The sequence below is a fragment of the Acidovorax sp. genome, assembly GCF_047607405.1.
Classification (GTDB): domain Bacteria; phylum Pseudomonadota; class Gammaproteobacteria; order Burkholderiales; family Burkholderiaceae_C; genus Acidovorax.
This window is the reverse complement of the sequence record NZ_JASGDA010000003.1, coordinates 1-11,926: the sequence shown is the minus strand read 5'-3', so window position 1 is coordinate 11,926 and position 11,926 is coordinate 1. Positions and strand designations below refer to the sequence as shown.

General features: G+C 69.7%; 13 protein-coding genes. 12 read left to right on the top strand and 1 reads right to left on the bottom strand.

Annotation, left to right across the window (positions count from 1 at the left end):
* The 9 genes from QM569_RS00655 to QM569_RS00615 all read left to right on the top strand — a co-directional run.
* On the top strand, window positions 1–818 hold an 818-nt coding region (locus QM569_RS00655), incomplete at its 5' end, for an ABC transporter permease (protein ID WP_414985284.1).
* A complete protein-coding gene (locus QM569_RS00650) occupies window positions 812–1,609 on the top strand; it encodes an ABC transporter ATP-binding protein (RefSeq protein WP_414985283.1) in 798 nt (265 codons plus the stop codon). The genes QM569_RS00655 and QM569_RS00650, both read left to right, overlap by 7 nt.
* A complete protein-coding gene (locus tag QM569_RS00645; protein WP_414985282.1) occupies window positions 1,606–2,754 on the top strand; it encodes a c-type cytochrome in 1,149 nt (382 codons plus the stop codon). The genes QM569_RS00650 and QM569_RS00645 overlap by 4 nt, the downstream gene beginning before the upstream one ends.
* Window positions 2,755–2,913: 159 nt before the next feature.
* Window positions 2,914–4,011: an LLM class flavin-dependent oxidoreductase gene (locus QM569_RS00640; protein WP_414985281.1), complete on the top strand. Its 1,098-nt coding sequence runs from the start codon at window positions 2,914–2,916 to the stop codon at window positions 4,009–4,011.
* Window positions 4,012–4,013: 2 nt separating this feature from the next.
* Window positions 4,014–5,168, top strand: a complete 1,155-nt coding sequence (locus QM569_RS00635) for an acyl-CoA dehydrogenase family protein (RefSeq protein WP_414985280.1) — start codon at window positions 4,014–4,016, stop codon at window positions 5,166–5,168.
* A 27-nt stretch (window positions 5,169–5,195) separates the two neighbouring features.
* A complete protein-coding gene (locus QM569_RS00630; protein WP_414985279.1) occupies window positions 5,196–6,173 on the top strand; it encodes an ABC transporter substrate-binding protein in 978 nt (325 codons plus the stop codon).
* Between the two features lie 237 nt (window positions 6,174–6,410).
* A complete protein-coding gene (locus QM569_RS00625) occupies window positions 6,411–6,968 on the top strand; it encodes a TlpA family protein disulfide reductase (RefSeq protein ID WP_414985278.1) in 558 nt (185 codons plus the stop codon).
* Between the two features lie 20 nt (window positions 6,969–6,988).
* Window positions 6,989–7,759 carry an alpha/beta hydrolase gene (locus QM569_RS00620; RefSeq protein ID WP_414985277.1) on the top strand — a complete coding sequence of 257 codons (771 nt, stop codon included), beginning with the start codon at window positions 6,989–6,991 and terminating at the stop codon, window positions 7,757–7,759.
* Window positions 7,760–7,949: 190 nt separating this feature from the next.
* Complete coding sequence (locus tag QM569_RS00615; RefSeq protein WP_414985285.1) at window positions 7,950–9,110, top strand: MFS transporter; 1,161 nt, start codon at window positions 7,950–7,952, stop codon at window positions 9,108–9,110.
* A 104-nt stretch (window positions 9,111–9,214) separates the two neighbouring features.
* Here QM569_RS00615 and QM569_RS00610 read toward each other — a convergent pair whose 3' ends face one another.
* Entirely contained in the window at window positions 9,215–9,829 is a 615-nt protein-coding gene (locus QM569_RS00610; protein WP_414985276.1) for an FMN-dependent NADH-azoreductase, read from the bottom strand.
* A gap of 114 nt (window positions 9,830–9,943) precedes the next feature.
* On the opposite strand from QM569_RS00610, the gene QM569_RS00605 reads away from it, so the two are divergent.
* The 3 genes from QM569_RS00605 to QM569_RS00595 form a co-directional block, all read left to right on the top strand.
* A complete protein-coding gene (locus QM569_RS00605; RefSeq protein ID WP_414985275.1) occupies window positions 9,944–10,852 on the top strand; it encodes a LysR family transcriptional regulator in 909 nt (302 codons plus the stop codon).
* Between the two features lie 112 nt (window positions 10,853–10,964).
* Window positions 10,965–11,606 carry a peroxiredoxin gene (locus QM569_RS00600; RefSeq protein ID WP_414985274.1) on the top strand — a complete coding sequence of 214 codons (642 nt, stop codon included), beginning with the start codon at window positions 10,965–10,967 and terminating at the stop codon, window positions 11,604–11,606.
* Window positions 11,607–11,613: 7 nt separating this feature from the next.
* Window positions 11,614–11,926: RBBP9/YdeN family alpha/beta hydrolase (locus tag QM569_RS00595; RefSeq protein ID WP_414985273.1), on the top strand; the 313-nt coding region annotated here is incomplete at its 3' end.

Genomic DNA, 11,926 nt, shown 5'->3' with positions numbered 1-11,926 from the left:
CTCTGCTGGCGGTACTGGCGTTGGGTGCGCGCTGGCCGCTCGCTGCCGCCGCGCAGCGCCGCGTGCGCCCCGCCGGGCCCTGGCTGGTGGCGCTGGCCTGGGGGCTGCTGCTGTGGGAGGTATTCACCGCCAAGCTGGGCACGCTGCCGCCGCCGTTCTTCGCGCCGCCGCAGGCGCTGGTGGAGGTCTTTGCCACCGACGCGCCGCGCCTGCTGGAGAGCGCGGGCGCGTCGCTGCGCCTGCTGGCCCTGGGTGTGGCGCTGGGCGCGGCGGCGGGCTTTGGCGTGGGTGTGTGGATGGGCTGGTCGCGCGCGGCCAGCTACTGGATTCACCCGGTGCTGCGCTTCCTCGGCCCCGTGCCCACCACGGCGCTGCTGCCCATCAGCTTTTACTTCTTCCCGTCGAGCGGGTCCACCGCCGTCTTCCTGATCGCGCTGGGCACGGCCTTCCCGGTGGCGGTGCTCACCTGGTCGGGCGTGGCGGGCGTTCACAAGCAGTACTACGACGTGGCGCGCACGCTGGGCGCGTCGCAGTGGTTCCTGGTGCTGCGCGTGGCGATCCCGGCGGCGCTGCCGCAGGTGTTCGTGGGCCTGTTCATGGGCCTGGGCGCGGCGTTCTCCACCCTGGTGGTGGCCGAGATGCTGGGCGTGAAGGCCGGGCTGGGCTGGTACCTCACCTGGGCGCAGGGCTGGGCGGCCTACCCCAACATGTACGCCGCGCTGCTGGTCATGGCGCTGCTGTTCTCGGGCGTCATCACGCTGCTGTTCGCGCTGCGCGACCGCGTGCTGTCGTGGCAGAAGGGGGTGGTGAAATGGTGAGTGCGGCAGCCATCGAAACCCCTGTGCGCGGCGCGCGCATCGAGGTGCGCAACGTCAGCCACTGGTTCCCGCAGCGCGGCAAGGGCAGCGCGCCGCTGCACGTCATCGACGAGCTGGACTTGTCCATCGCGCCCGGCGAATTCGTCGCGCTGCTCGGCCCCAGCGGCTGCGGCAAGAGCACGCTGCTGCGCCTGGTGGCGGGCCTGGAGCCTGCCACCGCAGGCCGCCTGCTGCACGACGGGCAGCCGATTGCGCGGCCCGACCCGTCGCGCATCGTCGTCTTCCAGGACCCCACGCTCTACCCCTGGCGCACCGTGTGGGACAACGTGGCCCTGGGCCTGCAGGCGCGCGGCATTCTGGGTGCGCAGCGCCAGCGCGTGGACGAAGCGCTGGCGCTGGTCGGTCTGGCGCCGTTCGCCCGCGCCTTCCCGCACGAGCTGTCGGGTGGCATGGCCCAGCGCGTGGCCCTGGCGCGGGCGCTGGTCAACGACCCGGCCCTGCTGGTGCTGGACGAGCCGCTGGGCAAGCTCGATTCGCTCACGCGCCTGGCCATGCAGACCGAGCTGGTCGCGCTGTGGCGGCGCGCGGGCTTTTCGGCCCTGCTGGTCACGCACGACGTGGAGGAGGCGCTGTTCATGGCGCAGCGCGTGGTGGTGTTCAGCGACCGGCCCGCGCGCATCCGCCGCGAGCTGCGCGTGGACTTGCCCTACCCGCGCCACCGGGGCGACCCGGCATTGGCCGAACTGCGGCGCGAGGCGCTGGCACTGCTGGGGCTGGGCGACAGCTGGTGAGCCCCGAGGCGCTGAACGCCTTGCTGCAAGGCTTGCAGGCCGCGCAGGACGGGCTGCGCGGCCTGCTGCACGCGCTGGGCCTGGCGGGCGACGTGGCGGGCCAGCCCGCGTGGCCCTTCGCGCAGCGCATTGCGGCCGAGATGCTGCTGATCGACGCAGGCCATGCGCGGCGCGTGTGCATCACGCTGGCCTGCGCGGCTGCGGCGCTGCTGGCTGCCTTGCTGGCCGTGGCGTTGCGGCGCGCGCGCTGGCCACTTTGGGGCGTGTCCGCGCTGCTGCTGGCGCTGGCTCCGTGGCCGCAGGCCCATCTGCTGTTCACGCCCGCCGTGCCCACCAGCCTGCACCGCTCGCCCACGGGTTTTGCGGCCAGCGGCATCGTGCAGGGCAGGGCGGTGTTCCAGGCGCACTGCGCGCGCTGCCATGGCGCGGACGCGCGCGGCGAAGGCCCTGACGCCGCCGCGCTGCCCGTGTGGCCGCCCACGCTCACGGGCGGTTTGCTCTGGAAGCGGCTGGACGGCGAGCTGTTCTGGCGCATCCGCCACGGCATGCACGCCCGCGATGGCCGCGCCACCATGCCCGGCGTGGCCGAGGCGGACGTGAGCGACGCGCAGATCTGGCAGGTGCTGGACTACCTGCAAGCCCACGCCGCCGGGCAGATGCTGCGCGGGGCGGGCGTGTGGGAGCGGCCCGTGCGCCTGCCCGATACGCCCATCACCTGCCGCCACGGCCCACGCGATGCGCGCACGCTGGCCGGGCAGCGGCTGCGTGTGGTGCTGGCGGGCGCGGGCGCGCCGCCGCCCGATGACCCGCGCTTCACCACTTTGTGGGTCGGCCCGCTGCCTGCGGGCGTGGATGCCGAATGCCACGCGCCCCAAGCCGATGCCGTGCAGGCCCTGGCGCTGGTTTTGGGCGCCGGGCCGCAGCAAGCAGCCGGAACCCTGGTGCTGGCCGACCGCGCGGGCTGGCTGCGCGCACGCGCCCTGCCGGGCCAGGCCGCGTGGTCGGAAGACGACCTGGTGTGCCGCGCCGCGCCTGCTGCCAAGCCCGCCGCCGCACCGGCTGCCGGGGACGGGCTGGACGTGCTCATCCGGCGCATGGACGCCGAGCCGGTGCGCCTGGCGCGCGGCGGGTTCCCGCACGGGTGAAATTCAAGCCAAATCGGCCTCCAGCGCTTATCCAGAAAACGCATGCAGCTACTGAAACAGTAGCAAAACAAAAGCGCACAAGCAAAGCCGTTTTCCTTCGTTGGCCCGCGCTGTGCGGGCGCGGATCATGGCCGCTTCCACCACCACCTGGAGCCCGCAATGCCCGTCCAGATCATCGGCATGATCCAGCCGCACGAAGTGTCCGAAACCATCCCGCGCCGTGGGCCTGCCGTCGATCCCGCCTACGTGCGCGTGTTCGCGCAGGCGCACGAGCACGCGGGCTTCGACCGCATCCTCGTGCCCGCGAGTTCGTCCAGCCCCGACACGCTGCTCACCCTGACCTATGCTGCGCTGGCGACGCAGAACGTCAAGTTCCTGCTCGCGCACCGGCCCGGCTTCGTCGCGCCCACGCTGGCGGCGCGGCAGCTCGCCACGCTGGACCACTACACCGGCGGGCGCCTGGCCGTCCACTACATCACCGGCGGGTCGGACGCCGACCAGCAGCGCGACGGCGACTTTCTGTCGCACGACGAGCGCTACGCCCGCACCGACGAGTACCTGACGCTGCTGCGCCGCGTGTGGACGGAGGACAAGCCCTTCGACCACGAAGGCCGCTACTACCGCGTGAAGGGCGCCACGTCCGAGGTCAAGCCGCTGCAGCAGCCCTACGTGCCCATCTTCTTCGGCGGCGCATCGGCCCCCGCGCTGGAGGTGGCGGGGCGGCACGCCGACGTGTATGCGCTGTGGGGCGAGTCGCTGGCGCAGGCGGGCGACCTGGTGCGCCGCGTGCGCGGCGAGGCGGCGCGGCATGGGCGCTCCATTGACTTCAGCATCTCGTTCCGCCCCATCCTGGGCCGCACCGAGGACGAAGCCTGGGCCAAGGCCGAGCGCATCCTGGCCGACACCCGCCGCCAGCAGGTTCACATTGCCCACGCGCGCGGCGCGGGGCCGCAGCAGAGCGAGGGCGCGCGCCGCCTGCTGGCCGACGCCGCGCAGGGCGACCGTGTCGATGAGCGCCTGTGGACGGCCATCGCCCGCGAGACGGGCGGGCGCAGCAACTCCACGGCGCTGGTGGGTACGCCCGAGCAGGTCGCCGATGCGCTGCTCCAGTACTACGACCTGGGCATCACCAGCTTCCTCGTGCGCGGCTTCGACCCGCTGGCAGATGCCATCGACTACGGGCGCGAGCTGCTGCCCCTGGTGCGCGCCAAGGTGGCCGAGCGCGACGCGGCCCTGGCGCTGAAGAAGGCGGCCTGAGCATGAACGCCCCCATCACCTGGGGCCAGGCCGCCGGGCAGCTCGCGGCAGGCTTTGCCGCGCGTGCGCCGCAGCACGACCGCGAGGGCAGCTTTCCGCACGCCAACTTTGCCGATCTGCACCGCGCCGGGCTGCTGGCGCTGGCCGCGCCGCGCGCCCTGGGCGGGCAGGGCGCATCCGCCGCGCAACTGGCCGAGGTGATTGGCGCCGTGGCCCAGGGCTGCCCCGCCACGGCGCTGGTGCTGACCATGCAGTACATCCAGCAGCGCGGCATGGGCAGGACTGGCACGCCGTGGCCGCCGCACCTGGCGCGCGCGCTGGTGCGCGAGGCGGTGGAGGGCGTGTCCCTCATCAACGCGCTGCGCGTGGAGCCCGAGCTGGGCACGCCCGCGCGCGGCGGCCTGCCCGCCACCGTGGCGCGGCGCACAGGTGAGGGTTGGCGCATCACGGGCCGCAAGATCTATTCGACCGGCGCGCCCATCCTGCGCTGGTATGTGGTGTGGGCCAGAACCGATGAAGCCGATGAGGATGCGCCCCGCACCGGCGCCTTCCTTGTGCGCGCCGACAGCCCCGGCGTGCGGATCGAGCCCACCTGGGACCACCTGGGCCTGCGCGCCAGCGGCAGCCACGATGTGGTGCTGGACGACGTACACACCCCGCTCGACCACGCGCTCGACCTGCGCCCGCCCCAGGACTGGGCGCGCGGCGAGCCCGCCATGCAGGCTGAAATGGCGCTGATGCTTGCCGCCCTCTACACCGGCGTGGCACGCGCCGCCCGCGACTGGCTGGTGGGCTTTCTGCACGAACGCGCCCCTGCCAGCCTGGGCGCGCCGCTGGCCACGCTGCCCCGCATGCATGAGGCGCTGGGCCGCATCGAAGGGCTGCTGCACGTCAACGACCGGCTCATCGCCAGCCTGGCGCACGACCTGGACGCTGGCACCCTGGTACACGCCGCGCACAGCGGTCTGGTCAAGAGCGCAGCCACCGCCAATGCCATCGACGCCGTGCAGGCCGCGCTGCAACTGACCAGCAACCACGGCCTGGCGCGCAAGAACCCGCTGGAGCGCCACCTGCGCGACGTGCTCTGCGGGCGCGTCCACACGCCGCAGGACGACAGCGTCCACATCGCCGCAGGGCGCAAGGCCCTGAACCTCTGAATTTTTTTGATGAAAGAAAGCACTGCCATGGCACTGAACCACCGCCCAACCAACCGCCGCGATTTCCACCGCATCGTCTCGGCCACCGCCGCATCGGCCTTCCTCTCGCCCGTGCTCGTACATGCCCAGCAGCCGGGCCGCACGCTGCTGCGCGCGGGCGACCAGAAGGGTGGGCTGCGCGCCCTGCTCGAAGCGGCGGGCGAGTTGAAGAACCTGCCCTACGACATCCAGTGGAGCGAGTTCCCCGCCGCCGCGCCGCTGGCCGAGGCGCTGAACGCCGGGGCCGTTGACCTGGGGCCGATCGGCGACGCGCCGCTGCTGTTCACCCTGGCCGCGGGCAGCCAGATCAAGGCGTTCGCCGCCAGCCGATCCGACGCCTACGGCACGGCGGTGCTGGTGCGGCCCGACTCGCCGCTCAAGACCGCCGCCGACCTCAAGGGCAAGAGCATCGCGACGAACCGGGGCAGCATCGGCCACTTCGTCAGCCTGAAGGCGCTGGCGAGCGCGGGCCTCAAGCCCGCCGATGCGCAACTGCGCTTCATCCCGCCCGCCGAGGCCAAGCTGGCCCTGACGCAAGGCGCCGTGGACGCCTGGGCCACGTGGGAGCCCTACACGGCCCTGGCCGAGACGGGCGGCCACGCGCGCGTGCTGGTCAGCGGGCGTGGGCTGTGGACGGGCCTGTCCTTCCTGGCCGCGACCGACAAGGCGCTGGCGGGCAAGCGCGAGGTGCTGCGCGACTTCAAGGAGCGCGTGGAGCGCGCCCAGGTCTGGTCGTACCAGAACGCGCAGGCGTATGGCCAGTCGCTGGCGCGCATCATCGGCATACCCGAGCAGGCCGCGCGGCTCCAGTTCGAGCGCAAGGCCACGCGCTGGCAGCCCATCGACGCCCAGGTGCTGGCCGACCAGCAGAAGACGGCGGACTTCTACCTCGCCGCCGGGCTGATCCCTAAGCGGTTGGACGTGCGCGGCACCTTCGACACGGGGTTCAACGGCGCGGCGGGTTGAGAGGGCTTGCTCTACCAGGCGGGCAACTGCGCCCAGCGGCCACCAGCTCGCCTGCGGCTGCTGACGGAATGATTCAGCGCGGACTGCGTGCAAGGCTTGAAAAATGTGGTGCTCCGCGCTTGACTCAAGGCCGCGTCAGGTCAATAGTCAGTCCGTTGCGGGCGCGTTCCAGTTGTGGGGCCTCATCCGATTGACGCAGCCGTTCCATGCCAAAACCCTCGAATGGAGCATCGGAAAATGAATCTCAAAAGCGCAGTTCTGTTTCTGTCTGTACTCATCGTGCAGATTCCTGCGGTAGCGTTCAAGCCGGAGATAGGCGAAGTTCCTGCCCCTTTGGATAAATTGGAGTACGTCGATGGCTCTGCAATAGACCTTCGAGCACTAATTGGCAAGCCTGTGGTGCTGTATTTTGGTGCGGACTGGTGCCCCCCATGTGTCGAGCGTGGCAGGCCGACGCTCCTCACCGTCGCCAACAAGTACGGACCGTTGGGGCTGCAAGTGGTATATGTAAACCGGGACGACAACAGATACCGATCCGAAAAGGTTGAGGAAGCTGCCAAACTAGGCGTCCGCATCGCGATGTCTCGTATGTCCCTTTGTCCACCGGGGCAGTGTCCGCGTGGCTGGCGCGACCTCGGACCCTTCGGTATCGTGTATCAGATCCCGTCAGCCATCGTCCTCGACTCCAACGGCGTGGTGAGGGCGAAGTTGGAGCGAGGTATGGGGGTTCAGGCTGGTTTAGACAGTGCGGTCAGAGAGGTCATGAAATCGGCAGGCTTGCTGGTCGAGCGTTGATGAGCCCGGGAGTGCGGTGCATGAAAGCTCTGTGGGTCCTCGCTGCGCTGCTGGCCTTCTGGACCCACGCGCAAGCACAGGTTGTAGAAATACCCACACGACCCGGCGTCACACAAAGGGTTCTGTCGCTGAAGGCTGCTGATCCGAAGGCCACGCTGATCCTGTTTCCCGGCGGCCACGGCGGTCTTCAGTTCCTCCCGAATGGATCGATGAAGTGGGGAGGCGGCAACTTTCTGGTTCGTACGCGCCAAGCCTTTCTGGACCAGGGGTTCAACGTCGTGATCGTTGATGCTCCATCAGACCGACAGGCGCCGCCTTTTTTGCAAGGCTTTCGGCAGCGGCCCGAGCACGCGGCAGATGTCAAAGCCGTCATAGCATGGGCTAGAGAATCGGCCAAAGCGCCTGTATGGCTGGTTGGCACCAGCCGAGGGACTCAGTCGGTGGGATACGTCGCTACCGAATTAACAGATGCCGAGGGGCCAGACGGGATTGTGCTCACCTCGTCCATAACGGCAGATGACAAAGGGCGGCCGGTTCCGGCCATGCCATTGGGAAAGATAAAAGTTCCGGTGCTGGTCGTACACCACGAGCAGGACGGTTGCTCTCTTTGCCCGTTTGCTGCAGCCGCACAAATGATGGAGCAGTTCAAGAATTCGTCGCGCAAACAGCTGCTCGCCATCCATGGAGGCAGCAGCAGCGGCGACGAATGTGAAGCAAGGGCTCATCACGGATTCAACGGCGTTGAATCGGATGTCATTCAGCAGATTGCCGCCTGGATACTCGCCAAGTGAAGCCCAAGGCAGTCGTGCAGAGGCCCCCCCGGCAGTCACGGCGGGGCCTGAGGCCGCTCTGCGTCGATCGGCTTGCAGGGCTTGTGTACAGGGCGCATGCAGCTATTCAAAACATAGCAAACCCGGTGGAAGGCGAGGGCAGGCGCCAGTCGCTCACAATCGCGCCATGGCTTTTTCTTCGTCCACCACCATGCTGCGCCTGATGGGCCTGGCAGCCTTCGCCAGCATGGCGTCCATGCGCGTGACCGACCCGATGCTGGTGGCGCTGTCGCGTGAATTCAAGGTCACCACCGGCGACGCCTCGGCAGTCATCGCTGCCTTTGCCGTGGCCTATGGCGTGCTGCAGATCGTCTATGGCCCGCTGGGCGACCGGCTGGGCAAGGCGCGCGTGGTGGCCTTTGCCACGGCAGGCTGCGCGGTGTTCAGCCTGGCGACGGCGCTGGCGCCCAGCCTGGCGCTGCTGGTGGCGGCGCGGGCGCTCATGGGTGCGGCGGGGGCGGGCATCATTCCGCTGTGCATGGCCTGGATCGGCGACCGCGTGCCCTACGACCAGCGGCAGGTGACGCTGGCGCGCCTGATGGGGGCCACGGTCACCGGGATGATGGCGGGCCAGTGGTTCGGCGGCTTCGCCACCGAGGCGCTGGGCTGGCGCGCCGCGTTCGTGGTGCTGGCGCTGCTGTTCGGCACGGCGGCCGCGCTGCTGTGGCGGCATGCGCGGGCCGATGCGGCGCGGCAGCCCGCCACGGCGTTCTCGCTGCCCGCCTACCTGGCGGCCCTGCGCGGGCTGCTGGGCATGCCGCGCGTGCGCTGGGTGCTGGCCATGGTGGGCATCGAAGGGGTGCTGGGCTTTGGCACGCTGGCCTTCGTGCCCGCGCGCATGGTGGAGGGGTTTGGCATGTCCGCCGCCGCTGCCGGGGGCGTGATGGTGTTCTACGGCGTGGGCGGGCTGCTGTACAGCCTGTTGGCCCGGCGCTGGCTGGCCTGGCTGGGCGAGCAGGGCCTGGTGCTGGTGGGGGCGGCGCTGGTCGCCACGGGCTTGCTGCTGCTGGCCTGGGCGTGGGCAGCGGTAGCCGCCGTGCTGGGCTGCCTGCTGGCCGGGCTGGGGTTTTACATGCTGCACAACACGCTGCAGGTGCAGGCCACGCAGATGGCGCCGCAGGCGCGGGGCATGGCGGTGACGCTGTTCGCGTGCGTGCTGTTCCTGGGGCAGTCCACGGGGGTGACGGCGGTGGGCTTTGGCGTGGACAGGGGCTGGCTGCAGGGGGCGTTTTCTGCCGCCGCGCTGGGGGTGCTGGTGCTCGGTGCTGCGGTGTCGCGGCAGGTGCGGCCCCGCAGTGCAAGGGCGCAATAACTACCGAATTGATAGCTGCTAGTGCATGCTGAATAAGCGCTGGAGCCGTTTTTGACCATAAAAAAACCCGGCCATGGCCGGGTTGGCTTTGCAGCGTGGGGGGCTCAGGCCGTCTGCACGTGCGCGCGGATTTCGCTTTCCGCCGTCGCCAGGCCCTGGGCCTTGGCGTCGGGGCCCAGGGCCATGCCTTCGGCGTGTACGAAGCGCACGTCCGTCACGCCCATGAAGCCGAAGATCACCTTCAGGTAGCTCTCCTGGTGCTCCATGGCCTGGCCGCCTTCGCTGGTCGAGTAGATGCCGCCGCGCGCCAGCGCCACGATCACCGTCTTGCCGCCCGCCAGGCCCACGGGGCCCTTGTCGGTGTACTTGAAGGTGCGGCCCGCCTGGGCGATGCGGTCGATCCACGCCTTGAGCTGGGTGGGGATGGTGAAGTTGTAGAACGGCGCGCCGATCACCACCACGTCTGCAGCCAGGAACTGGCTCACCAGCGCCTCGGACACGGCGTTCTCGCGCCGCTGTGCATCGGTGGTCGCGGCCTGGCCGGTGCGAAAGCCCAGGGCGTCGGCCGACAGGTGGTTCGGGGTGTCCTTGGCCAGGTCCAGGTACTGCACCTCGGTGCCGGGGTGGCTGGCCTTCCAGCTCTCGACGATGCGGGCCGAGAGCGGGCGCGTGACGGACTGGTCGCCGGTGATGGCGGAATCGATGTGAAGCAGTTGCATGGCGGGAACCTCCTTGGAATCTATGGAATGTATTGTGGAGAGGGCCGCGCGCGTTGATAAGGCGGCGAATCCGCGATAGATTGTCCTATTCGTGGAACAGTGATGGGGGTAGCGATGCAGGACCTCAACGACATGCTTTATTTCGCCGAAGTGGTGGAGCGCGGGGGCTTTGCCGCGGCGGGCCGCGCGCTGGGCATTCCCAAGTCGCGCCTGTCGCGGCGCGTGTCCGAGCTGGAATCGCACCTGGGCGTGCGCCTGTTGCAGCGCACCACGCGCCGCCTGGCGCTGACCGAGGTGGGCGAGGCGTACCTGCGCCACTGCCAGGCCCTGCGCGAAACCGCCCAGGCGGCAGCCGACACCGTGGCCCAGGTGCAGACGGCGCCGCGCGGCACCATCCGCGTGAGCTGCCCCGTGACCCTGGCGCAGACGGTGCTGGCCGACCTGATGCCCGCCTTCCTGGCCGCCTGCCCCGAGGTGCGGGTGGAGATGGCGGTGACCAACCGCGCCGTGAACCTGGTGGAGGAGGGCTTTGACGTGGCGCTGCGCGTGCGCCCCTCGGTGGATGACAGCGGCAGCATGGTCGTCAAGCGGCTGGACCGCACCACGCACATCCTCGTCGCCAGCCCCGCGCAGCTGGCGCGCCAGGGCACGCCGCGCACGCTGCAAGACCTGGCGCGCATGGACAGCATCGCCATGTCGGCGCCGGATGGCCGCTCGTCGTGGTCGCTGATCGGCCCGGGCGGCGCGCACCAGGTGGTACACCACGCGCCGCGCTACGTGGCGGACGACCTGCTCACCCTCAAGATCGCGGCCATGGCGGGCACCGGCATCTGCTGGATGCCCGACTACATGTGCCAGGACGAGATCCGCGCCGGGGCGCTGGTGCGCGTGCTGCCCGACTGGGCGCCCGCGCCCGCCATCGTGCATGCGGTGTTCCCGTCGCGCCGAGGGCTGTCGCCCGCCGTGCGGCGCTTTCTGGACTACCTGGGCGAGTCGCTGCCGGGGCGCAGCAGTCCGTCTTAGAGCGCGCTCACGGTCTTAGATGATTTTTGGATTAAATAACAAGAATTAAGTCGTTTGGGTTTTAAGGGCCGGGCCGCAGAATCCTTCTTCAGCACATTGAAGGAGTACATACATGGCCACCCTGCGCCTTGGCGACACCGCCCCCGATTTCACCCAGGAATCCACCGCCGGCACCATCCGCTTCCACGAATGGGCGGGCGATTCGTGGGTTGTCCTGTTCTCGCACCCGGCGGACTTCACGCCCGTGTGCACCACCGAGCTGGGCAAGACGGCCGCCCTGTCGGGCGAATTCGCCAAGCGCAACGTGAAACCCATCGCCGTGAGCGTGGACCCGGTGGATTCGCACAACCGCTGGGTGGGCGACATCAACGAGACGCAGAACACCACCGTCAACTTCCCCATCCTGGCCGACGCGGACAAGAAGGTGGCCGACCTGTACGACATGATCCACCCCAACGCATCGACCACCGTCACGGTGCGCAGCGTGTTCATCATCGACCCGAAGAAGGTCATCCGCACCACCTTCACCTACCCGGCCAGCACGGGGCGCAACTTCGACGAGATCCTGCGCGTGATCGACTCGCTGCAGCTCACCGACAGCCACAAGGTCGCCACGCCCGCCAACTGGAAGGACGGCGACGACGTGATCATCGTGCCCAGCCTGCAGGACCCGGCCGAGATCGCGCAGCGCTTTCCCAAGGGCTTCAAGGCGGTCAAGCCCTACCTGCGCATCACGCCCCAGCCCAACAAGTAAAGAACCCGTGGCCGCCCCGACCGTCATCATCGTCCCCGGCTGGCGCGACTCCGGCCCCGGCCACTGGCAGAGCCTGTGGGCCGACGGCCTTGCGAACGCCCGCCGCGTGGTGCAGGACGACTGGATCACCCCCACGCGCAGCGCCTGGGTCGGCCAGCTCGAAAAGACCGTGCTGGCCGCGCCCGGCCCGGTGGTGATCGCGGCGCACAGCCTGGGCTGCATCGCCACCGTCCACATGGGCCCCGAGGCGGCGGCCCGCGTGCAGGGCGCCTTGCTGGCGGCCCCGGCCGACCCCGAGCGGCGCGGCGCGCTGGCCGACT

What these genes read in the sequence shown, in the direction of transcription:
- QM569_RS00630 (WP_414985279.1), top strand. Translation starts at nt 5,196, where the DNA reads ATGGCACTGAACCACCGCCCAACCAACCGCCGCGATTTCCACCGCATC.
- QM569_RS00650 (WP_414985283.1), top strand. Translation starts at nt 812, where the DNA reads ATGGTGAGTGCGGCAGCCATCGAAACCCCTGTGCGCGGCGCGCGCATC.
- QM569_RS00615 (WP_414985285.1), top strand. Translation starts at nt 7,950, where the DNA reads ATGCTGCGCCTGATGGGCCTGGCAGCCTTCGCCAGCATGGCGTCCATG.
- QM569_RS00625 (WP_414985278.1), top strand. Translation starts at nt 6,411, where the DNA reads ATGAATCTCAAAAGCGCAGTTCTGTTTCTGTCTGTACTCATCGTGCAG.
- QM569_RS00640 (WP_414985281.1), top strand. Translation starts at nt 2,914, where the DNA reads ATGCCCGTCCAGATCATCGGCATGATCCAGCCGCACGAAGTGTCCGAA.
- QM569_RS00610 (WP_414985276.1), bottom strand. Translation starts at nt 9,829, where the DNA reads ATGCAACTGCTTCACATCGATTCCGCCATCACCGGCGACCAGTCCGTC.
- QM569_RS00635 (WP_414985280.1), top strand. Translation starts at nt 4,014, where the DNA reads ATGAACGCCCCCATCACCTGGGGCCAGGCCGCCGGGCAGCTCGCGGCA.
- QM569_RS00605 (WP_414985275.1), top strand. Translation starts at nt 9,944, where the DNA reads ATGCAGGACCTCAACGACATGCTTTATTTCGCCGAAGTGGTGGAGCGC.
- QM569_RS00620 (WP_414985277.1), top strand. Translation starts at nt 6,989, where the DNA reads ATGAAAGCTCTGTGGGTCCTCGCTGCGCTGCTGGCCTTCTGGACCCAC.
- QM569_RS00600 (WP_414985274.1), top strand. Translation starts at nt 10,965, where the DNA reads ATGGCCACCCTGCGCCTTGGCGACACCGCCCCCGATTTCACCCAGGAA.